This window comes from Microbacterium sp. MEJ108Y, from assembly GCF_000834175.1.
Classification (GTDB): domain Bacteria; phylum Actinomycetota; class Actinomycetes; order Actinomycetales; family Microbacteriaceae; genus Microbacterium; species Microbacterium forte.
Map to the genome: position 1 here is coordinate 66,288 of NZ_JXQX01000015.1, position 21,023 is coordinate 87,310.

Annotated in this window: 27 protein-coding genes; 13 read left to right on the forward strand and 14 right to left on the reverse strand. The window is 67.8% G+C overall.

Annotated elements, in window-relative coordinates:
- Positions 1-71: 71 nt before the first annotated feature.
- The 7 genes from RU09_RS09730 (at position 72) to RU09_RS09760 (ending at position 5,793) form a co-directional block, all read left to right on the forward strand.
- Entirely contained in the window at positions 72-1,790 is a 1,719-nt protein-coding gene (locus RU09_RS09730) for an MDR family MFS transporter (RefSeq protein ID WP_082041079.1), read from the forward strand.
- Position 1,791: 1 nt separating this feature from the next.
- The gene (locus RU09_RS09735; protein ID WP_042540021.1) at positions 1,792-2,247 is read left to right on the forward strand and encodes a MarR family winged helix-turn-helix transcriptional regulator; all 456 of its coding nucleotides are present in this window, start codon (positions 1,792-1,794) and stop codon (positions 2,245-2,247) included.
- Between the two features lie 74 nt (positions 2,248-2,321).
- Positions 2,322-2,840 (forward strand): MarR family winged helix-turn-helix transcriptional regulator, encoded by a 519-nt coding sequence (locus tag RU09_RS09740; RefSeq protein ID WP_042540023.1) that lies wholly within the window; start codon positions 2,322-2,324, stop codon positions 2,838-2,840.
- Positions 2,841-2,933: 93 nt separating this feature from the next.
- Positions 2,934-3,509: an NADPH-dependent FMN reductase gene (locus RU09_RS09745; RefSeq protein WP_042540025.1), complete on the forward strand. Its 576-nt coding sequence runs from the start codon at positions 2,934-2,936 to the stop codon at positions 3,507-3,509.
- Between the two features lie 61 nt (positions 3,510-3,570).
- Positions 3,571-4,206, forward strand: a complete 636-nt coding sequence (locus RU09_RS09750) for a DUF1684 domain-containing protein (RefSeq protein ID WP_042540026.1) — start codon at positions 3,571-3,573, stop codon at positions 4,204-4,206.
- Positions 4,207-4,268: 62 nt separating this feature from the next.
- Complete coding sequence (locus RU09_RS09755; RefSeq protein ID WP_042540027.1) at positions 4,269-5,357, forward strand: alkene reductase; 1,089 nt, start codon at positions 4,269-4,271, stop codon at positions 5,355-5,357.
- Positions 5,358-5,448: 91 nt separating this feature from the next.
- Positions 5,449-5,793, forward strand: a complete 345-nt coding sequence (locus RU09_RS09760) for a cupin domain-containing protein (protein WP_042540152.1) — start codon at positions 5,449-5,451, stop codon at positions 5,791-5,793.
- Positions 5,794-5,813: 20 nt separating this feature from the next.
- Here the strand turns inward: RU09_RS09760 and RU09_RS09765 are convergent, their stop codons facing one another.
- The 3 genes from RU09_RS09765 to RU09_RS09775 form a co-directional block, all read right to left on the reverse strand.
- Positions 5,814-7,217 (reverse strand): threonine/serine ThrE exporter family protein, encoded by a 1,404-nt coding sequence (locus RU09_RS09765; RefSeq protein WP_042540029.1) that lies wholly within the window; start codon positions 7,215-7,217, stop codon positions 5,814-5,816.
- A 19-nt stretch (positions 7,218-7,236) separates the two neighbouring features.
- A complete protein-coding gene (locus tag RU09_RS09770; protein WP_042540154.1) occupies positions 7,237-7,581 on the reverse strand; it encodes a DUF7882 family protein in 345 nt (114 codons plus the stop codon).
- A gap of 128 nt (positions 7,582-7,709) precedes the next feature.
- Positions 7,710-8,660: a manganese catalase family protein gene (locus RU09_RS09775; RefSeq protein ID WP_042540031.1), complete on the reverse strand. Its 951-nt coding sequence runs from the start codon at positions 8,658-8,660 to the stop codon at positions 7,710-7,712.
- Between the two features lie 268 nt (positions 8,661-8,928).
- On the opposite strand from RU09_RS09775, the gene RU09_RS09780 reads away from it, so the two are divergent.
- Both RU09_RS09780 and RU09_RS09785 read left to right on the forward strand, forming a co-directional pair.
- The gene (locus RU09_RS09780; RefSeq protein ID WP_042540156.1) at positions 8,929-10,032 is read left to right on the forward strand and encodes a fatty acid desaturase family protein; all 1,104 of its coding nucleotides are present in this window, start codon (positions 8,929-8,931) and stop codon (positions 10,030-10,032) included.
- Positions 10,033-10,125: 93 nt separating this feature from the next.
- Positions 10,126-11,310, forward strand: a complete 1,185-nt coding sequence (locus RU09_RS09785; RefSeq protein ID WP_042540033.1) for a zinc-dependent alcohol dehydrogenase — start codon at positions 10,126-10,128, stop codon at positions 11,308-11,310.
- Between the two features lie 74 nt (positions 11,311-11,384).
- Here the strand turns inward: RU09_RS09785 and RU09_RS09790 are convergent, their stop codons facing one another.
- Positions 11,385-11,822, reverse strand: a complete 438-nt coding sequence (locus RU09_RS09790; protein ID WP_042540158.1) for an SRPBCC family protein — start codon at positions 11,820-11,822, stop codon at positions 11,385-11,387.
- Positions 11,823-11,980: 158 nt separating this feature from the next.
- On the opposite strand from RU09_RS09790, the gene RU09_RS09795 reads away from it, so the two are divergent.
- Positions 11,981-13,324 (forward strand): cytochrome P450, encoded by a 1,344-nt coding sequence (locus tag RU09_RS09795; protein WP_042540035.1) that lies wholly within the window; start codon positions 11,981-11,983, stop codon positions 13,322-13,324.
- 6 nt (positions 13,325-13,330) lie between these two features.
- Here RU09_RS09795 and RU09_RS18500 read toward each other — a convergent pair whose 3' ends face one another.
- The 7 genes from RU09_RS18500 to RU09_RS09825 form a co-directional block, all read right to left on the reverse strand.
- Positions 13,331-13,477: a hypothetical protein gene (locus tag RU09_RS18500; protein ID WP_156145899.1), complete on the reverse strand. Its 147-nt coding sequence runs from the start codon at positions 13,475-13,477 to the stop codon at positions 13,331-13,333.
- 121 nt (positions 13,478-13,598) lie between these two features.
- Positions 13,599-14,222: an Ig domain-containing protein gene (locus tag RU09_RS09800; protein ID WP_156145900.1), complete on the reverse strand. Its 624-nt coding sequence runs from the start codon at positions 14,220-14,222 to the stop codon at positions 13,599-13,601.
- Positions 14,223-14,325: 103 nt separating this feature from the next.
- Complete coding sequence (locus RU09_RS09805) at positions 14,326-15,213, reverse strand: endo alpha-1,4 polygalactosaminidase (RefSeq protein ID WP_082041081.1); 888 nt, start codon at positions 15,211-15,213, stop codon at positions 14,326-14,328.
- Positions 15,138-15,833: a DUF899 family protein gene (locus tag RU09_RS09810; protein WP_042540040.1), complete on the reverse strand. Its 696-nt coding sequence runs from the start codon at positions 15,831-15,833 to the stop codon at positions 15,138-15,140. The genes RU09_RS09805 and RU09_RS09810 overlap by 76 nt, the downstream gene beginning before the upstream one ends.
- Before the next feature lie 61 nt (positions 15,834-15,894).
- Positions 15,895-17,301, reverse strand: coding sequence for an MFS transporter (locus RU09_RS09815; RefSeq protein ID WP_042540042.1), 1,407 nt, complete (start codon positions 17,299-17,301; stop codon positions 15,895-15,897).
- Positions 17,302-17,338: 37 nt separating this feature from the next.
- Positions 17,339-18,409 (reverse strand): carboxylate-amine ligase, encoded by a 1,071-nt coding sequence (locus tag RU09_RS09820; RefSeq protein WP_042540044.1) that lies wholly within the window; start codon positions 18,407-18,409, stop codon positions 17,339-17,341.
- 11 nt (positions 18,410-18,420) lie between these two features.
- Positions 18,421-18,687 (reverse strand): DUF7218 family protein, encoded by a 267-nt coding sequence (locus RU09_RS09825; protein WP_042540046.1) that lies wholly within the window; start codon positions 18,685-18,687, stop codon positions 18,421-18,423.
- A gap of 123 nt (positions 18,688-18,810) precedes the next feature.
- Between RU09_RS09825 and RU09_RS18705 the strand changes: the two genes are divergently transcribed.
- Positions 18,811-18,975: a hypothetical protein gene (locus tag RU09_RS18705; RefSeq protein ID WP_164481676.1), complete on the forward strand. Its 165-nt coding sequence runs from the start codon at positions 18,811-18,813 to the stop codon at positions 18,973-18,975.
- A gap of 45 nt (positions 18,976-19,020) precedes the next feature.
- On the opposite strand, the gene RU09_RS09830 is transcribed toward RU09_RS18705, so the two are convergent.
- Together RU09_RS09830 and RU09_RS18905 are read right to left on the reverse strand one after the other, a co-directional pair.
- Positions 19,021-19,215 (reverse strand): CsbD family protein, encoded by a 195-nt coding sequence (locus RU09_RS09830; RefSeq protein WP_042540048.1) that lies wholly within the window; start codon positions 19,213-19,215, stop codon positions 19,021-19,023.
- 167 nt (positions 19,216-19,382) lie between these two features.
- On the reverse strand, positions 19,383-19,667 hold the full coding sequence (locus RU09_RS18905; RefSeq protein ID WP_231567502.1) for a hypothetical protein: 285 nt from the start codon (positions 19,665-19,667) through the stop codon (positions 19,383-19,385).
- On the opposite strand from RU09_RS18905, the gene RU09_RS18910 reads away from it, so the two are divergent.
- Entirely contained in the window at positions 19,642-19,818 is a 177-nt protein-coding gene (locus RU09_RS18910; protein ID WP_231567503.1) for a hypothetical protein, read from the forward strand. The two genes, RU09_RS18905 and RU09_RS18910, sit on opposite strands and share 26 nt — an antisense overlap.
- 55 nt (positions 19,819-19,873) lie before the next feature.
- Here RU09_RS18910 and RU09_RS09840 read toward each other — a convergent pair whose 3' ends face one another.
- A complete protein-coding gene (locus RU09_RS09840) occupies positions 19,874-20,221 on the reverse strand; it encodes a hypothetical protein (RefSeq protein ID WP_042540052.1) in 348 nt (115 codons plus the stop codon).
- Positions 20,222-20,534: 313 nt separating this feature from the next.
- On the opposite strand from RU09_RS09840, the gene RU09_RS09845 reads away from it, so the two are divergent.
- Positions 20,535-21,020: an FBP domain-containing protein gene (locus RU09_RS09845; protein WP_042540054.1), complete on the forward strand. Its 486-nt coding sequence runs from the start codon at positions 20,535-20,537 to the stop codon at positions 21,018-21,020.
- Positions 21,021-21,023 lie beyond the last annotated feature (3 nt).

The following is a 21,023-nucleotide window of genomic DNA, read 5'->3' on the forward strand; positions in this document are numbered from 1 at the left end:
ACAGTTGCACTTTCGCAACCAATAGGCGTATAGTTGACTCTTATCAACTTTCTACACAGGAGCTCTCCACTGTGACCAACATCACTCCCACCTCTTCAGCCGAGGCGACGCGTTCGCCTCGCGAGGTCTTCACCGCGATCTCCGGCCTCGTCGTCGGAATGTTCGTCGCCGTGCTCTCGGGCACCGTGGTGTCGACCTCGATGCCCGTCATCATCGCCGACCTCGGCGGCACCCAGTCGCAGTACACCTGGGTCATCACGGCCAGCCTGCTGGCGACCGCCGTCTCGACGCCCATCTGGGGCAAGCTCGCCGACCTCGTCGATCGCAAGATCCTCGTGCAGCTGTCTCTCATCATCTTCACCGTCGGCACCGTGATCGCCGGCTTCTCGACCGACACGAACATGCTCATCGCCGTGCGCGTGATCCAGGGCATCGGCGTGGGTGGTCTGATGTCGCTCGTGATGATCGCGGTCGCCCTCATCATCTCGCCGCGCGAGCGTGGCAAGTACATGGGCGTGGTCGGCGGCATCATGGCGCTCGGCACCATCGGCGGCCCGCTGCTCGGCGGACTCCTCACCGACGTGTGGGGCTGGCGCTCCAACTTCTTCGTCGGCGTGCCCTTCGCGATCCTCGCCCTCGTGCTGCTGCAGTTCACGCTGCACCTGCCCAAGCCGCAGCGTGACCGCAAGGTCTCGATCGACTACTTCGGCATCGTCCTCCTCGCCGTCGGCGTCTCGACCCTGCTCATCTGGGTCTCGATGGGCGGCAGCGAGTTCGATTGGGACTCGTCGACCAGCATCACGCTCGCCGTCATCGCCGCCGTCGCGATCGCCGGCTTCATCACCGTCGAGTTCTTCGTCAAGGAACCGATCGTGCCGATGTCGCTGTTCCGCAACCGCACCTTCACGCTGTCAGTCATCGCCTCCATCGCCATCGGCGTCTCGATGTTCGCGACCTCGGTGTTCCTCGCCCAGTACTTCCAGCTCGCGCGCGGCGCCACACCGACCGAGTCGGGCCTCATGACGATCCCGATGATCATCGGCCAGATGGGTGCGTCGATCATCATCGGCCAGCTCGTCAGCCGGTTCGGCAAGTGGAAGGGCTGGATGCTCACGGGCTCCATCCTCACCACGGTCGGCGTCAGCCTGATGTCGACGTTGCGCTACGACACCCCGTTCCCGCTGGTCGCCGTCTACATGTTCGTGCTCGGCGCGGGCCTCGGCATGGTCATGCAGAACCTCACCCTCATCGTGCAGAACGACACGGCTCCGCAGCAGCTGGGCGCCGCCTCGTCGAACGTCAACTTCTTCCGCACGATCGCCGGCACCATCGGCGTGACGGTCATGGGCGCGACCCTCTCGACGAGTGTCGCGAACTACATCACCGATGCGCTCGACGGCTTCACGCCGACGACGCCGGAAGAGGTCGACGCCCTGAAGCACCTCGCTTCGGGTGACGTGCCGAAGGTCACGCAGCTGCCTGACACGATCCGCACGATCGTCGAGGGAGCCTACGGCCACGGCATCGCCGACGCGTTCATCATCGCCATCCCGCTGGCGCTGATCGCCATCATCGCGATCGCGTTCATCAAGAACAAGCCGCTCTCGACGAAGAACGCCGCCGAGCAGCTGCGCGAGCAGGCCGAGGAATCGGTTCTCGAGGTCTCGGAGGCAGAGGTCGGCGCCACGATGTCGACCGGGACGATCCGACTCTCGGGCGTCGACTCCGCCTCACCGACCACCGGCTCTGTGACGGTGCTCGAACGAGACGACCAGGAGCCGAGGCGCTGACATGGCCACCCCCGTGGCGGTCGAGCCCGCCGACGTCGACACCGCGCTCGGCGACCTGCAGACGCATCTGAACCTGATCTTCGCGAGGACCAGGACGCTCTGGAAGGAGTCGGCTGCGCGCATCGACCCCGAGCTGCAGGTGGGCGGCTACAAGCTGCTGACCTTCATCGAACGGGCCGAATCGGCGAATGCGCACGAGCTGGCCGAGCGCTTCGAGATGGACAAGTCGGTCATCAGCCGCCAGGTGCGCATGCTCGAGGAGCTGGGGCTGATCGAGTCCCGGCCGGACGAGCGGGACGGCCGGCTGCGGGTTCTGACGCCGACACCGGCCGCCTGCACCGTGCTCGCAGAACTGCGCAGAGATCACGCGTCGCGTCTGCGGACGATCGTGGCCGAGCTCACGCAGGACGAGATCCAGGCAGCGTCCAAGGTCTTCCGTCTGCTTGCCGAGGTCTGACCGCCCCGAGCATCCACCTCGATCGAAGCCCCGCCGTCTCTGAGACGGCGGGGCTTCGCCGTAAGCTGGCGACCATGAGTGCCTCGCCCGACGAACCCGCCCGAGAGGGCGCGCCCGCCGCAGACTCCGCAGGTGCCGAGCCCCTCGATCCGGCCGCCCTCGATCCGGCCGAGCTCGACCAGGCGATCTCGAGGGTCGAGCACGAGCTGGGAAGGCTGTTCGCCCGCATCCGGGTGAGCTGGCGCGAAGCGGCGCAGACCGTGCACCCCGACCTGCAGCCCCTCGGATATCAGGTGCTGACCTCGATCGCGACCGGCAAGGCGACCTCGGCCGGGGCGATCATCGAGCGTCTGCAGACCGACAAGTCGGCCGTCAGCCGTCACGTGCGGCAGCTCGAGCAGCTCGGGCTGGTCGAGAGCGTCCCCGATCCCGACGATCGCCGGGCGCGGGTGCTCGTCGCGACCGAGCTGGCGCAGGAGCGGGTCGCTCTGGCCCGCTCGCGCTACGAGGAGCGCCTCGGCGAGCGGCTGCGCCGCTGGTCGGCCGAAGACCTCGATCACTTCGCGGAGCTGCTCGCCGCGTTCGGCGACTGACCGAGGTCGGCGGCGTTCTCGTCGCGCAAGGGCTGGACTCGGCGACGAGCCAGGACGAGACTGATCCCACGGCTACAGGAATGAGGAACAGTCATGGCGTACAGGGTCGGATACTTCGTCGGAAGCCTCTCGTCCACCTCGATCAACCGCATCCTCGCGACGGCGCTGATCAGGCTCGCTCCATCCGATCTCGAGTTCTTCGAGATCCCGATCAGAGACCTCCCTCTCTACAGTCAGGACTACGACGCCGACTACCCCGCTGTGGCGGTGGATCTCAAGGAGTCGATCGCTTCGGCGGATGCCGTGCTCTTCGTCACACCCGAGTACAACCGTTCGATCCCCGGGGGACTCAAGAACGCGATCGACTGGGCCTCGCGACCGTGGGGCCAGAACTCGTTCGATCACATCCCGGCCGCCGTCATCGGAGCATCGGTCGGTGCGATCGGCACGGCCGTCGCCCAGCAGAGCCTGCGCGGCGTGCTCAGCTTCTGCAACGCCCGCCAGATGACCGCCCCCGAGGCCTACATCCAGTTCTCGCCCGACACCTTCTCGGATGACGGCACGGTCACGAACGAGGGCACGGCGAAGTTCCTCCGCGACTACCTGGTCGAGTTCCGCGACCACATCGAGCGCGTACTCACCGTGCTGCCGCGCGACACGGATTCGTGAATCGGCCGCCTCGCAGGTCGTTGCGGCCGCTACGTCACCGCATCCGCGTAGCCTGAAGGACATGACGCTCACGAAAGCCCGCACCGCCGCCGAGGTCGTCGACTGGAGGCGTCGGGTCTTCGCCCTCTACGACGCGGTGCGCCGCGCGGACTCCGCCGAAGAGGCGCACGAGCTGTGGCGCATCGAGCGCGACGACCTGATGCTGCATCACGCGGCGACCCCGCTGCTGGCTGACGACCGTCCGCTCTTCGAGGGGCTGCCGATCGCCTCCTACGACCCGCAGTGGCGCTTCGAGCTGCCCATCCTGCCCGCGGAGCCCGGCGGCTTCGACTTCGCGACCGGCACCGACGGCGTGGTGCCGTTCGAGCGCATAGGAAGGGTCGAGATCCCCGACACCGGATCGCTCGACGTCTGGCGGCTGACGACCTACGGCGGTGGGATCTTCGTCCCGGTGCGCGACGCGCTCGCCGGTCGTCCGGGCGGCACGTACGGGGGAGGCCGCTACCTGATCGACACGATCAAGGGTGCGGACCTCGGATCGGATGCCGAGCGCGGCACCATCGTGCTCGACTTCAACTTCGCCTACAACCCGTCCTGCGCGTACGACCCCGCATGGGCGTGCCCGCTCGCGCAGCCGGGCAATGTGCTGCCGGTGGCGGTCCCCGTGGGCGAGATGTACGGCGGCGCAGCAGGCTGAGCATCCGGCCTGCATATCGCGGCGGGGGAATACCGCACCCCTCGCGCGCCTTACCCCTGAGCGTGACTCTCTTCGAACCGGCCGTCTTCGGCGCCCTCCAGTTGTCCAACCGCGTCGTCATGGCGCCTCTCACCCGCACGCGTGCAGATGATGACGGCGTGCCGACCGAGACGATGGTCGAGTACTACCGCCAGCGGGCGGGTCAGGGCCTCATCATCTCGGAGGGGACGTGGCCGGCGGCCGAGGGCAAGTCGTACTCCGGACAGCCCGGCATCGTCACGACCGAGCAGATCGCCGGCTGGCGGCCCGTCGCCGACGCCGTGCACGACGCGGGCGGCACCATCGTCATGCAGCTGATGCACGGTGGCCGCGTCTCTCACCCCGCGATCTCGGGTGAGCCGCGCGTCGTCGCCCCGAGCGCACTCGCCGCTCCCGGCCAGACCCACACTCCTGAGGGCAAGGTCGACATGCCTGTCGCCCACGCCCTGACCCTCGACGAGATCCCGATGGTCGTCGAGCAGTTCGCGCAGGCCGCGCGCAACGCGATCGCCGCGGGCTTCGACGGCGTCGAGGTGCATGGAGCCAACGGCTACCTCGTGCAGGAGTTCCTCTCGCCGGTGTCGAACATCCGCGAGGACCAGTACGGCGGATCACCCGAGAACCGCGCCCGCTTCGCCATCGAGGTCACCCGTGCGGTCGCGGAGGCCGTCGGTGCCGACCGCACCGGCATCCGTCTGTCGCCGCAGCACAACATCCAGGGCGTCCTCGAAGAGGACGACGACGACGCGCTCGCCACCTACCTCGCCGTCGCCAAGGGCCTCGCACCGCTCGGCCTCGCCTTCGTCGACATCCTGAACGCCGCCCCGACGAGCGAGCTCGTGCAGCGCATCCGTCGCACGCTCGGAGCGCCCCTCATCATCAACTCCGGCTTCGGTTCGCCCACGACCCGCGACGAGGCGGAGATGCTCGTCTCAGAGGGATGGGCAGATGCCGTGGCCGCCGGCCGACCCGTGATCGCGAACCCCGACCTCGTCGAGCGCTGGCGTGAGGATGCCGAGCTGAACGAGCCTCGTCCCGCGCTGTTCTACGGCCGCACGGCCGAGGGCTACACCGACTACCCGTCGCTGGAGTCCGTGCGCGCCGACGCCTGATCGTCAGGTCCAGGGGCTGAGCGGTTGCAGGCGGCGCAGGCCGCTCGAAATGCCCCTGTCGGAGTGGGATCGCGGAGCGTACAGTGACCGCATGATCACCGACGATCCCACTCTGACGAATCCTGATCACTACCGGACGCTCTGGGAGAACGAGTTCGTCCGCGTGCTCGAGTACACCGATGAGCCAGGTGATCAGACGACTCCGCACGACCACCCGAACACCGTCATGATCACCCTGAGCGACTTCTCGCGTCGGCTCACAGCCGGGGAGCGAACCTTCGACACATCGTTGACCGCGGGCCAGGCGGTGTGGATCCCGGCCCAGCGGCACTCGGGCGAGAACACGGGAACGACGCCGACGCACACGATCCTCGTCGAGCTGAAAGGGGACGCGGCGGGAGAGGCTGACGCGGGGACGCTCGGACCCCGAGTCTGACAGGGCCGAAACGCGGCGGCTCAGCGCCGTACGACCCGCGCCCGCGTCTTCGCGACGCTGGTGAGGGTGGCGCGCACCGGCGTGCCCAGATACAGACCGAGCGAGGCCCCCGAGGCCAATGCGATGCCGATGACCACGGCGTCGACCAGCGACCCTCCGATGCCCACCACGCCCGATGCCGACCCGGCCGAGTGGATCATCTCGAGCAGCCCCTGGAACACCGCGACACCGGGAACGAGCGGCACGATGGCCGCCGTCGTCACCGCGACCGACGGCACATGCAGCTTCACGGCGATCAGCATCCCGATGAAGCTGGCGAGCAGTGCGCCGATCGCGCTCGCCGCCGCCGGGTGCAGGTTCACGCCGACCATGGCGGAGTATCCGGCGATGGTCACGGCGCTGAGCAGCGCGCTGACGAGGATGATGCGGATGCCGGCGCCGTTGAAGACGGCGACGGCGATCGCGATGATGATCGCCCCGAGGAACTGATTCAGCAGCGGACCGAACGGGGCCGGGTCGTCTGGCAGGCCCATCGTGAAGCCGAGCACGCTGCCGACTTCGAGGCCGACGAGGATGCCGATCACGACGCCGAGCGTCTGCATGGTCAGGTCGAGGATGCGCCCGCCCGCGGTGAGCGCGAACCCGTCGATCGCGTCCTGCGCGGCACCGACGACGGTGAGGCCGGCGAGCATGAGCACGATTCCTGAGGCCACGATGATCGAGGGGCGGATGCCGACGAACGGCTCGATGCCCGCGGAGCCCAGCGCCGAGACGGCGACCGCGACGACCGTGGTGACGAAGCCTCCGGCGATCTGGCTGAAGAACAGGGGGACCCTGGCGCGGGCGAGACCCGCCTGGGTCAGTGCCGCACACAGCGCCGCGACGAAGGTGAGCCCGACGATGAGCGCCGAGGCGCCGAGCATGATGCTGACGCCGACGGCCAGCAGCGCCCTGGCCACGATGACGACAGGCTGCTGGTAGCGGAACGGCACGCGGCGCAGCACGCGGTAGGCGGTGCGCGCCGATTCCAGATCGAGGCCGTCGTCGATGTCGGCGACCAGGGCCTGCACACGCTGCAGCTTGGCGTGGTCGGGCGCCGCCACCCGCACGACGCGCACGAGCGTCTCGGGCCAGACCTCACCGCTCAGGTGGAACGACACCGTGATCGAGTTGTAGGTCACATCGACCTGCACGTCTCGCATGCCGTACGCGGCGCAGACGCGGGTGATGGCCAGCGTCACCTCGTGAGCGGAGGCACCGACACCGAACATCGATTCGCCGATGCGGGTGGCGAGATCCAAGACCCGCGGCACGGTGCGTTCGTCGATGACGGGCATCGCCTCGGTGTGGGCGACGGCGGAGGGATCGGTATGCAGGATGCGCTGCACGGAGGCGAGCAGTCGCCGCGGGGGGTTCGGGGACACCTCCCCATTCTCCCCTTCGTCAGGCGTGCGCGGGAACGTCGAGACGCTCTGCCGGCGGTGCGCTGCCCTCTGCGGGCTCGGGCACGAGGTAGAGACCGCTCGGCGCGCTGGCCGTGAACGCGAGGGCTTCGATCCAGGCGCGGTTGATCGAGGGCTGACGGCTTCCGCTGTACTTGAAGACGAGCGAGCTGCCTGCGTGCACCCAGACGGTCGTGCGGCCGCCGCCGACGCTCATGTCCTCGCGCCAGGTGAAGCTGAAGGGCTCCCCTCGACGCAGCTTGGCCGTGATCACGAGCTGCAGGTGCGTGAGGGCGCGGTCTTCGATGTCGGCCTTGACGCTGCCTTCGTAGACGAGCTTTCCCATCATGATCTCCTCACTGCGCCACGGAACCCATGTCATGAGACGCGATCGGATGATCACCGGGGGCGATACCAGCATCCCATAATATCGTGGGCCGGCGGCTGTGCATCCGCCGGCCCGCACACCGTCTTTCAGGACATGCGACCGAAGGTGGCGTCGATGTCGGCCATCTCCATCGCGGCGGTCGCCTCGATCAGCGCACGCAGCTCCTTGTCGGCACCCGGCGAGAACTCCTCGAGCCGCTCGGGAGAGATCGTCATCGGCACGCCGACGGGCGCCTGCTCGCTGGCATCCAGGGTGGTGCCGTCGTTCGACGGCGAGGCGCCCTGGAAGATCTTGCCCGCTTCGGACTGCGCGGTCAGATCGAACGAGTAGTTCTTGCTCTGCAGACCGAGATCGAGCAGCTTCTTGACCTCGGGGAACTGCTCGGCGTTGGTCTTGGGAATGGGCAGCGACGTGCGCCAGTTGACGCCGAGGGTCTCGAGCGCCTTGGCATACGCGTTCTCGTGCGCCTGGTCGCGGACGATCAGGTACGAGATGGTGCTGCGGGCGGTCTTGTTGTCGGTCATCTCGTACAGTCGGCACTTCTGCAGGCGGCCGGTCGACTCGAGCATCAGGTTGTAGAGCAGATCGAGCACGAGGTTGCCCGAGTTGTAGACGTAGCTACCCGACCACGGGTTGCCGACCGCGTCGACCGGAAGGGCGCCCTGAGCTCCGACGAGGTAGTGGTGGATGTTGCTCGTGTCGAGGGCGATGTTCAGTGGCGTCGCACCGCCGGCACCGGGCTTGTCGACCGGGTCGGTCGGCTTTCCCTGATACTGCGGCGATCCGTCGAGCAGGCGTGAGATCGTCGTGCCGATGAGCTCGACGTGGCTGATCTCCTCGGTGCCGATGCCCTGGATCAGATCCTTGTACGGCTTGCCGTCGGGGCCTCTGAAGTTGATGCTCTGGAACAGGTACTGCATCATCGTGCGCATCTCGCCGAACTGTCCGCCGAGGCCCTCCTGCAGTGCGTTCGCCGCGGCGGGATCCGGCTCGTCCTGAGCGATCTCGTTGATGAACTCCTGAACGTGGAAATACATGTCGGCCTCCGTCGGTCGTTGCTGGGTGTGGGGCCACTGTGCGCCTCAGCGACGGATCGACACCCTCCCTCGACGTGGCGAGGGGATGGACGTACTATGCGTGCCGACGGAGAGCGGCCGGCCCCACACCCGCACCGGGGAATTGTCAAGGCCCGCTGTGCGCGGACGCGACCGGCGTACCGTCGGCATCAGAGCCCGCAGGACACCACAGTGGGCCGTAGCGGAGCTGTTCGTGTCGACAGCGGATGACTTCGGAGAAGAGGTCGTCATGGACGCCACCGGTCAGACCATCCGCACTCGCCCACGCGACACCGCGCGCGGCGGATCGAGCACCTTCACCGAGCTGGCGCAGCAGATCCGCGAACGCGGACTGCTTCGCCGTCGGTACGGCTATTACTGGACCAAACTCATCGCGGCCCCGCTGGTCGTCGCCGTCAGCCTCGCCGCCTTCGTCTGGATCGGCGACACGTGGTGGCAGCTGTTCACCGCTGCTGTGCTCGCGATCGTCTTCACGCAGATCGCGTTCCTCGGCCACGACGCGGCGCACCGGCAGATCTTCGTGTCGGGGCGGTGGAACGACTGGACCAGCATCGTCCTGGGCGATCTGCTCGTGGGAATGAGCTACGGCTGGTGGCAGCACAAGCACACGCGCCATCATGCGAACCCGAACAAGCTCGGGGCCGACCCCGATATCGAACTCCCGGTCATCGCCGTCACACCTGAGACGGCCGCACGTCGCCGCAGCGCGGCGGTCACCTGGCTGCAGGCGCACCAGGGGCTGCTGTTCTTCCAGATCCTGCTCCTCGAGGGGCTGTCGCTGCACGCGTCTAGTGTCCGACGAGTGGTCACCCGCGGACGACTCGAGCGGCGGTGGGCCGAGATCGTCTTCCTCAGCATCCGGATGATCGGATTCGTCACGCTGGTGTTCATCGTGCTGTCGCCGGGCATCGCGTTCGTGTTTCTCGCGGTGCAGCTGGGCCTGTTCGGGTTCTACATGGGCATCTCGTTCGCGCCGAACCACAAGGGCATGCCCGTGGTTCCGAAGGACCTGACCCTGGACTTCCTCCGGAGGCAGGTGCTGATGAGCCGCAACGTGCGGGGGAGTCGCGTGATCGACGTCGTGATGGGCGGCCTGAACTACCAGGTCGAGCACCACCTGTTCCCGTCGATGCCCCGGCCGCACCTGCGCCGGGCAGCGCCGCTCGTCGCCGCCTACTGCGAGGCGCACGATGTGAAGTACACCCAGGTCGGGTTGTTCGCGTCCTACGCGATCGTCGTGCGCTACATCAATCGGGTCGGACTCGGACAGCGCGACGTCTTCTCGTGTCCGCTCGCCGAGCAGCGCGCCCATCTGGTCGCCGCGCCGCGCTGACCCCCGCCCACCGAGGGCGAGGTGTGTCAACCCTCTGTCGTATCGAGCGCGAGCGACGGAGGGTGGACATCCGACATCCCCGAGGAGGACACCATGAAGGCACTCACCTGGCAGGGCACGCGCAACGTGACGGTCGAGGAGGTGCCCGACCCGGTCATCGAGCATGCGACGGATGCGATCGTCCGGATCACCTCTTCGGCGATCTGCGGCTCGGATCTGCACCTCTACGAACTGCTCGGCCCGTTCCTCGACAAAGGCGACATCCTCGGCCACGAGCCGATGGGCGTCGTGGTCGAGGTGGGAAGCGCCGTGCGCGATCTGGCGGTCGGCGATCGAGTCGTCGTGCCGTTCAACATCTCGTGCGGCCACTGCTTCTTCTGTCTGCGCGGCCTGCAGTCCCAGTGCGAGACGACGCAGGTGAAGGAATACGGCAGCGGCGCCTCGCTGTTCGGCTACACGAAGCTCTACGGGCAGGTCCCCGGCGGGCAGGCCGAGTACCTCCGGGTCCCGCTCGCCGACTACAACCACATCAAGGTCGCCTCCGACCTGCCGGACGAGCGCTACCTCTTTCTCAGCGACATCCTGCCGACCGCCTGGCAGGGCGTCGAGTACGCGAATGTGCCGGACGGCGGAACGCTCGCCGTGATGGGACTCGGGCCGGTCGGCCAGTTCGTCGCCCGCGTCGGCGCGCACCGCGGATATCGCGTGCTCGCGGTGGACCCCGTCGCCGAGCGACGCGAGATGGCCGCCCGACACGGCGCCGAGGTCTTCGACCTGACCGACGATGTCGTCGCAGAGCTGCGAGACCTCACGGACGGACGAGGGGCGGATGCCGTCGTCGACGCCGTCGGCATGGAGGCGCACGGCAACCCGGGAATCAAGCTCGTGCAGCGCGCTGTCGGTCTGCTGCCCGACCCCGCCGCCAGGCAGGTCTTCGACAAGGCGGGCATCGATCGCCTCGCCGCCCTCTATGCGTCGATCGACGTCGTGCGCCGCGGCGGCACGGTGTCGCTCAGCGGCGTCTACGCCGGGGATGCCGACATCATGCCCATGAAGACGCTGTTCGACAAGCAGGTCAGCATCCGCATGGGCCAGTGCAACGTCAAGCGCTGGATCGACGACCTGATGCCGCTGGTCGAGGATCTCAGCGACCCGCTCGGCGTGATGGATCTCACGACCCACACCGCACCGCTCGAAGACGCTCCGGGTCTCTATGAGACCTTCCAGCGCAAGGCCGACGGCTGCATCAAGGTCGTGCTCCAGCCCTCCACCGTCTGACGGTGACCGCCGGCTGTGCAGCCCGTACTGCGCAGCCGGCTCACGTGCCGGTCAGCCCCGCTCGGGCTCCGGACTCAGCCGGCCTTTCCCTCGGCGAGGTATCCCAGCCGGTGCAAGGTCTCGGAATTGCGCCAGCGCAGCAGAGGAGCGGTCAGCACGCGCGGCACGAGGGTGGCGGGGCCACGCACCGGCTCTTCGTCGATGCGGACGAGAGATCCGTCGCCGTGCGAACGCACTCGCAGCGTGACGCGGGCCTCGCCGATCGGCCAGCCCTTCGCACGCATGACCATCCGGTGCGGGGGATCCCATTCTTCGACCACGGTGGTGTCGTCGAGCAGGGCGGGCCAGACGCCCACCGAGTGGTGCAGTTCGGCGCCGGGCTGCGGCCAGGTGTCATCGACGTCGCGCATGCGCGACGCGCCGACGACCCACGCCGGGTAGAGCCAGGCGTCGGCCAGCACCCGGAACACGTCATCGGGGCGGCAGTTCATCGTGCGCACGTTCTTGGCCATGTCGGCTCCTTCTGTGACGGTTGCCTTCATGCTCCTGCCTCCGCGTCGATCCACCGAGGGGGTTGACGGGCCGCGTGCGGCGCCGACCGGCCGTACCACAGACCCCGCATCGGCGCCTCCCCCTGGAACAGCGCACGCGTCTCTGCGAACGTCGGGTCATGGCACTCATCGATCTTCCCGTTCGCGCCGCTCGCAGACTCGGCGCTCTCGCGCACGACGACGCACCCACCCTGCTCACCCGCGGTTACGGCTTCGGTCCACGGATCTGGCGCAGGGTGCGACCGGGTGCGAGGTCGGCGCCGATGCGTCTGCTCGGTGACGACACCGTGTTCGTGCGCGGCGTCGAGGGCGTCGAGCTGTTCTACGACGAGACCCGCATCGCGCGCTCCGGGGCGATGCCGGCCCTCGTGCAGGAGAGCCTGTTCGGCCACGGCTCCGTGCACAGCCTCGACGGTGACGCGCACAAGCACCGCAAGGCGACGTTCATCGACGTCGCCTATGAAGACGAGCAGGTCGAGCGGCTGACGCCATGGCTCGAGCGCGAGTGGCAGAGCGAACGTCGGGCCTGGCTCGACGGCGGCACCCGCAGCGCCTACGACGCGGCGGTCGGTGCGCTGGGCCGAGCGATCATGGGGTGGGCCGGTGTGCCCGGCACGCCCGCAGCGAAGACACGGTGGGCGGCCCGGCTCGCCCAGATCGTCGACGGCTTCGGCTCGCCGTACTCACCGGAGTACCTCGCCGCTCTGGCCAACCGCTGGTGGTCCGACCGCCACTCCGCGCGGCTCATCGAGGCCGTGCGGCACGGTGCGCTCAGTGCCGAGCCGGGAACAGCGCTCGAGCAGTGGGCGCACCACCGCGATCAGGACGGCGAGTTGCTGCCCGCGCGCATCGCGGGGGTCGAGCTGCAGAACAGCATCCGTCCGATGATCGCCGTCGCGCGCTTCGTCGCGTTCGCCGCCAAGGCGCTGAACGAGCACCCCGAGTGGCGTGAGCGCATCGCCGCCGAGGCCGCCGAACGGGGCGCCCTGGTCGGTGGACCGCTGTCGATCATGTTCGCGCAGGAGATCAGACGGACGTCCCCGTTCGTGCCGATGCTCCCCGGGTGGGCGATCGCCGACGTCGACCTCGACGGGCAGAAAGTGGATGCCGGTGGCCGCGTCGTGCTCGACATCCTCGGCACCAATACCGACGACCGCTTCTGGGCGCGTCCCGAGCGGTTCGACCCGGAGCGTTTCCGCGATGTCGGCGCAGACTACGAGGCGCTCGCCGCGTTCATCCCGCATGGCGGGGCCGACGTCGCGACCGGCCATCGATGCCCCGGCGAGAAGCTCGCGATCGCGGGGCTCGCCGCAGCGGTCACGGTGCTCAGCGACCCCGGTCTGCGGATCCTCGACGACGGGCTGGACGTCAACCGGCGCCGACTGCCCACGAAGCCCCGCTCCGGGGGCAAGGTCCGCTCGGCGTCGGCACCCGCGTCGGGCGGGTGTCCCTTCCACCGGTAGAGACCGTCATTCCCGGCCGGAGGTGTCCGCTCCGTCCGGGATGCGGTCGCTCGGCACGATGACGATCTCCTGCACCTTCCAGTCGAGGTCCGCGATGCGCTCCGACAGGTCGCTCGTCTGCCGCAGCGACACCTTGCTCTTGTGAGGGACCACGAAGGCCTCGATTGTGCATCACGCTCTGCTGCCCGACCGCCGGCCCTCTTGGCAACAGATCCGGGCCGCCGAAGTTCGCAGCCGGCGGACGACGACTCCGGCTAAACAAATGCAGAGGGGCTTAGCAGGTCCCCGCCAAGAGGCATTCATAGTCCCAGATCCGATCCCGAATATGGTTGAGGTTCGGGAGTTCGATACTGACCCGAATAGCTTCGATCGCAAGTCCTCTGCCGGAAGTTCCAGCCATTTGACCGGCCGTCTTCGTGTCCATCCACCCAATGTTCTGGACATGCACCGAGTATCGGATCTTCACGTTACTGCACGTCGACCACATCTTGATGGCTTCGAGCCGCAGCCCTTGACCGGTGGTTCCAGCACGAGATGACACACCCTGCCATCCGATATTCTGAACGTGCCCCTGAAGGTTGATGCCGCAGTAGTTGCTGCGGATAACGGTGCTGATGTTGCTATTAATTCGTACCGGAGAAGCTTCGACGTACTCGAGCCGCAACGATTTCCCTTGGGTTCCTAGCGTGAAGTTGAGTACGTTAGTGCCACCAACGAGGTCTGTGTGCTGTGACAGCGAGCGGTTCCCGACGTTCTGAACGTGTGTTGTCCACCCCGCCGTCACATCGACTCGGGGCATCTCAAGGGCAGCAGAAGCCGTGGCCGCTGGGAGGATTGACATCGTGGCGATCACGCCTGCGGCAATGATCGCAAGAAGCGGTCGTTTGGTTTTGTACATGTAATCCTCCAAGTTGGTACGCCGCTCGAAAATTAGCACACGTGCGTGCGCTGGCTCTCGAAGAGGAGAGTGGGTGTATCCCAGGGGGTTCGCCCGCCAGCGATCAGGAGCACGTCTCGAACACGTACTCCTCGTGCCCCGGCGTGACGAGGTCGCGATCCCGCAGCACCATCGACCCCGGCGCCTCGTCGTCGGCGCACATCTCGGCGAACGACCGCGGCAGCTCATCCGAGTACTCGATGTCGATCACGGCGTCGCCGTAGACATCGGTGAAGGCTCCGCACTCCTGATAGACGGAGCACTCCTCGACCACGGCGAAGTCAAACCCGGCGCGCTCGCGCAGCAGGGGCGCATCCTCGGCGGCGTTCTTCTGCCCGGCCGCGAGCCCGGAGTCATGTGCGACGTCGACGAGCAGCGCCGCGAGGGCGAGGTTTTCATCGAGGGTGAGCGCACCGTCAGAGCGGGTGTACGAGTCGAGGTTGTCGAACTCCACCGCCTCGAATCCCGATTCGGCGCACCCCTCGATCCACGGACCGACGATCTCGGCGATGCGCTCGCGGCGGTCGTCGGTCGAGGTGTCGAGCAGAGCCTCGTCCGGCCAGTCGGGGTCGAACAGGGGCTCGCCGCCGCTCTGCAGCACGAGGTCGTCGGGCCAGGTGTCGAGCTCGCCCGGCTGGGTCTGGAAACCGTTCACGTAGCAGATCGAGTACAGCCCCTCGGCGGGGTCATCCGAGCGGTCCCGACCCACGATGCCGACACCGTCGGCGGGTGCATAGGCCCCGCCGAGCTGGTAGTCCGGTGTCGCTCCCGCCGGTGGAGGCAGGAAAGGCGCAGGCGGGTCGGAGATGGTCGTGACGCAGCCCGAGAGGGCGAGGACCAGCGCGGCGACGGCGGTGACCGCGACCGTCGCGCGCCTCAGCTGCCGGCCCCGTACAGAGCGGCGATCTCTTTCGAACCCATCCCTTGATCGTACGTGCCGTGCTGGGGCCATCCGGCCGGGGAGTCCTCCCACTCCTCCTGGCGGCCGTAGGGGAGCAGGTCCACGAGCCCCTGCAGCTGACTCATGCGCTCGGTGCCTCGTCCGTTCGTGTGCCAGGTGCGATACACGGTGTCGCCGTCGCGCAGGAAGACGTTCACGCCGAAGCCCTCGTTCGGACCGGCATCCATGTCGGCGCCGAACGTGCTGTCGGCGCTCGAGAACCACGTCATGCGATTGCCCACCCGGTCGCGGTAGGCCAGTGCCTCATCGATCGGCCCGTTCGTCACGATCACGAAGCGGGCGTCGTAGTACCGCTCGAGGAAGTCGAGCCGCGTGAACTGCGAGGTGAAGCCGGTGCACCCTGGGCACTGCCACTCGTTGCCGTCGGTCCACATGTGGTTGTAGACGATGAGCTGTCGATGCTCGCGGAAGATCTCCGACAGCGCGACCGGACCGTCGGCCCCGACGAGCGTGTAGTCGGGCAGCTCGACCATCGGCAGCCGCCGTCGCTGGGCCGCGATCGCATCGAGCTCTCGCGTCGCCGCCTTCTCCCGCACGCGCAGTGCGTCGAGCTCGCGTCGCCACGTGTCGGCGTCGACGACGGGCGGAAGGGGCGTCTGGGTCGTGCTCACGGTGGACCTCCGGATGCTCGGGAAGACGGTGCCCCCAGTGTGCGCTCGCCCACCGACATCGTCAACCGATCGGCGAAGGGGCGCCGTCGACGGCGGGCGCATCGACCTCTTCGGCCGGATTGCGTCGGATGCCGATCCATGACACGACGCCGCCGAGCACGAGCAGCGCGGCCGTGACCCAGGCCGCGTTGTGGAAGCCTGCGAGGTCGAGCGTGCCGCCGATGATGGTCGACAGCATGGCGACGACGAGCAGTCCGGCGACGCGCGAGACCGCGTTGTTCACCGCGGAGGCGATACCCGAGCGCGATTCGTCGATCGCGCCGAGGATCGCCGAGGTGAGCGGAGCCACGGTGAGCGAGAGCCCGAGACCCAGCACGATCATGGCGGGCAGCACCTGCCACCAGTAGTCGAAGTCCTCGCTGACGACGAGCAGCATGAGGGCGCCGACGGCCATGACGAGCGGACCGACCGTCATGAAGATCCGTGGACCGAAGCGCCCGGCCCATGAGCCTGCGCGCGAGCTGATCAGGATCATCAGGATGGTCATCGGCAGGCTCGCAAGGCCGGCTGCGGTGGCGCTGAGACCGGCGCCCTGCTGCAGGTAGACGCCCACGACGAAGCCGTTCAGCGACAGAGCGGCGTAGACGAAGAGAGTGGCGAGGTTGCCCCAGGCGAAATCGCGCACCCGGAACAGCGAGAGCGGCATGAGGGGAGAGGCCGACCTCTGCTGCCGCACCAGGAACCAGGCGAAGAGAGCAGCTCCGATCAGGCCGGGCAGCCAGATGGCGGGGGACTGCCAGCCGAGGTTCGGCTGCTCGATCAGCGCGAACACGACCGCGCCGAGGCCGATCGCGCACAGTGCTCCGCTGAGCCAGTCGACGCTCACCCCGCTCGGGTGCTCCTTCAGCTTCAGCCGGGAGAGCAGCACGAGGGTGACGGCGATCGGCACGACGTTGATGAGGAACACGAATCGCCACGACAGGAAGTCGACGAAGAGTCCACCGAGCAGCGGGCCGACGAGCTGCGCGGCGGTGGTGAATGCTGTCCACACGCCGATCGCCCGTGACTGCACGTCGGCGCGCATGGTCGCCGTGATCAGCGCGAGCGAGCTCGGCACGAGCAGAGCGCCGGCTGCTCCCTGCGCGGCTCGCGCGATGATCAGGATGAGGGGATCGGGGGCGGCGGCGACCGCGACGGATGCCACGCCGAAGGCGATGAGGCCGATGCGCATCACGAGCACCCGGCCGTAGGCGTCCGACAGCGATCCCGCGAGCAGGATCAGCGCGCTGAGGGTGATGAGGTACGCGTCGACCACCCACTGCTGCGTGGTGATGCCGCCGCCGAGTTCATCGCTGATCGCAGGCAGCGCGACCGTCACGACAGTGCCGTCGAGGAAGGTCACGAAGGACGCGAGGACGGCGATGGAGATCACGAGCCGCTGCAGCGGCGCGAAGCGAGAGGATGCCACACGCTGACACTACTGCCGCCGCGGACATGACGGGCGGTCAGATGGCAGTCGTGCTCGCGCGATACAGGTCGCGCAGACCCGCTGTGCCGTGCTCGGCATAGGCCCGTCGCTGTCGCTCGGCACCCGTGCCGTCGGTGCGGATGCGAGCGATGCCCTCGGTGACGAAGTCCTCGTCGCCCAGTCGAGCGAGTGCGGTGCGCAGTCTGTCGAGCAGATCTCGCGCGACGTCCCAGAACGACGCGATCCCGCCGCTCGCCGGGTCGACGAGGCGCGCCTCGGTTCCGAATCTCGCTGCCGTCCACAGGGAGGCATCGATCGCGTCGACACCGATCTCGGGTGCATCATCGATCGCGTCGCTCACCATCAGAGCGCGCGTGAGGGCCACGGCGAGCAGCGTGTCGTCGACCGTCAGTTGCGCGTCGAACACCCTCACCTCGACGGTGGGGAAGCGCTCGGACAGGCGGATGGCCCATGACAGCGAGCCGGCATCCGCGATCGCTGTCATCGCGACGAGCTGTTCCACGTGTGCACGGTAGTCGGCGAGATCGCGGAAGTGCGGCGGGCTCCACGACGACGGCAATCGTCGGATCAGGATGCTGCGCCAGCTGGCGAACCCCGAATCCCTGCCGTGCGCGAAGGGCGCGTTGCCGGTGAGAGCCAGCAGAACGGGAAGCCACGGTCGCACGCGATTGAGCACGCGGACGCGCTCTTCGTCGTCCACCACCTCGACATGGACGTGCAGCCCGTTGACCTCGTGCTCGCGGGTGATCTCGACGAGCTGCGCATCCACCGCGTCGTAGTGGGGCGAAGAGACCACCGTCAGGCGCTTCGGTGAGATGAACGGGGTGCCGATGGAGGCGAAGACCGCACCCTGATCGGCGGCGTACGTGCCGATCAGGCTGCGCGTGCGTCGCAGCTGCGCCTCGGCATCCGCCCTGGTGGTCGCGGGCGATGTCGCCGACTCGAGCTGACAGGTGAGGTATTCGGGGGTGAGGCCCGCAGCAGCGTCCTCGGGGATGCGCTCGCGCGTGGCTGCACTCATGGCCGCGGGCACGAGTGTCTGCTCATCGAGCAGGACGAACTCCTCCTCGACGCCGAACCGGGCCATATACGCGAGCCCTAGTGGTCGCGCAGCGCCGAGATGAGCTCGGCCTTGCGCTGACGGCTGTAACCGGTGAGGCCGATCTCCTTGGCGCGGGCGCGCAGTTCGTCGACGGTCCAGTCCTCGTAGTCGCCGTTTTCGCCGCCTCGGCGCCCGACAGCGCTCCGGCCGTCGCGGGCGGCGGCGTTCGAGATGCGGGCGGCCTTCTCCTTCGAGGCGCCGTCGTCGCGGAGCTCTTCGTACAGCTCCGGATCCTTCAGCGAGTTGTTCCTGCGTCCTGGCATGTCGTGTGCTCCTCTCGCACGGCGGGAAGGCCCGAGTCAAGGCCCTCGGGGCATGGGATGAGGCGGTCTAGGTTGGGAGACCGTAGATGGGCGCCTCCCCCGCGCCCCGAGAAGGGAAGACCGATGAACATCCTGCTGATCATCATCATCGTCGTCGCCATCATCCTGGCGATCACCGGCGGGCTCGTGCAGTCCCTGCAGTTCCTCCTGTGGGTCGGCCTGGTGTTGCTGGCCATCGCGGTCATCGCCTGGTTGATCCGAGCGATCTCCGGCAACCGCACCCGCTGATCCGCGCAGTGAGGCCCGCTCCGGCGGGCCTCACTCCGTTCGGTATCAGTCGCGCAGGTTGTCGCCGACGTTCTTGGCGGCGTCCTTCACGTTCTCGCCGGCCTGCTTGGCGGAGGCCTTCGCCTGATCGCCGCGGCCCTCGGCTTCGAGCTTCTCGTTGTCGGTCGCCTTTCCGACGCCCTCCTTGATCTTTCCGCCGGCCTTCTCCGCTGCGTTCTTGATGTCGTCTGCTCCACTCATGGGGCTCTTCCTTTCATCAGTCGATCAATGTCCGTCCACCGTCCCACGGGACGAGAATCCTGCACACGGGATTGACAACGACGAGCACTCGTGACAGCGTCCGCCGGGCATCGACGTGGATGCCGCACACGACTAACCTGGCCCCAGGCGGGTGGTCCTGCCCGCTCTCACCTCGGCTGCGGCCGACGAAGGAAGCGGTAGAAAATGGACTCGATGATGATGGGCGCCATGCGCTCGAACATGATGTCGATGCCCGACATGGCGACGATGGACATGTCCGTCTTGCAGGCCTGCATGGACGCGTGTTCGGCGTGCGAGCAGGCGTGCACGGTGTGCTCGACGCAGATGATGGACTGCTCGCCCGCCTGCATGAACTGCGCCGACATGTGCAACACCATGATGCGGTCGATGATGCGGATGCAGGGCATGACCCCCGCGTCGATGATGGCCATGCTCGACGCCTGCATCGCGATGTGCCAGACATGCATGGACGAGTGCATGCAGCACGCCGATCACAGCGAGGTCTGCAAGATGTGCGCTCAGGCCTGCAAGGACTGCATGGACGCGTGCATGGCCGTCAAGGACATGATGGCGACCGCCTGAGCCGCATCCCCTGTCATCGAGCGAGGACGGCTGGGCCGCCCGAGACGCCACGCGCTCAGCCGAGCGCGACGTTGAACTGCGCGCGGCCGACGGCCAGCACGCCGTAGCGCACGTGCAGCGCGATCGGCGTGCCCGCGGGTGCCTCGAGCGCCGCACCCGACGCGTTCCACAGCGTGTGCGTGGCGTCGTCGAGCGTGCGCACGGTGAGCTCGCCCGTGGTCGCGTCGGCGTGCTCGACGATCGCGTCCGCCCACTCGCTCGGCGTCGCCGACGCGATGCGCGCCTGAATCAGGTGCAGCGCGTGGCCCGCCTCGAAGGAGGAGCAGGCGAAGCCGTGACGGCACATGCACGCAGAACGCTCACGCACCGAGAGGGGCGAAAGGTGGTTCAGCGGCGTGGACACGGTGGTCTCCTTCGTGAGCGGACGTTCCGGCAAGAGTATGTCGGTCGCTCGAGAGACGGAACCCGGGCCGACACGCTGTGAAACAAACGGGCGTAGACTCGCCGGGTGCTGTTGTCGAAGAGTGCTCTCCGGATCCCGGATCGAGCGCAGATGGGAGCCGTGGGCGCGTTCAGCGCCACGGACAGAGGCTGACGATCGGCCGGAGGCGGAACACCCCGTCTCCGGAGCCGCGTCGTACCCGGCATCCACTCGGATGCCCGCTCCTGTTCCTTCTTCCGCCGCTGTCTGCGGCCCACACGAAAGCACTCTCCTCATGCGTCCCATCGACGAGCGCACCCTGCGCGCCTCCTTCATCAACGCCTCCCGCAAAGAGGTCTCCGACCTCACGCTGCCCGCCGGCTTCGCCGATCTCGACTTCGACAGGCTCGACTACCTGGGATGGGTCGACCCCAAGCTGCCCCGCCGCTCGTATGTCGTCGCGTGGGTCGACGACGTCGCGACCGGGGTGATCCTCCAGCGAGCCGAGCAGCGCGTGATCGCGCGTGCGCAGTGCTCATGGTGCGAAGACGTGACCCTCCGCAACGACGTGCAGCTCTATGCAGCCCGCAAGGCCGGACCCGCGGGCCGCAAGGGAGACACCGTCGGCACCCTCGTGTGCGCCGAGTTCGGATGCTCGAAGAACGTGCGGGTGCTGCCGCCGCTGGCCTATGACGGCTATGACCGCGAGCTCGCGCGCGAGCTGCGCATCCTCAAGCTGCAGGAGCACGTGAGCGCTTTCATCGCGGCCGTGCGGAGCTGATCC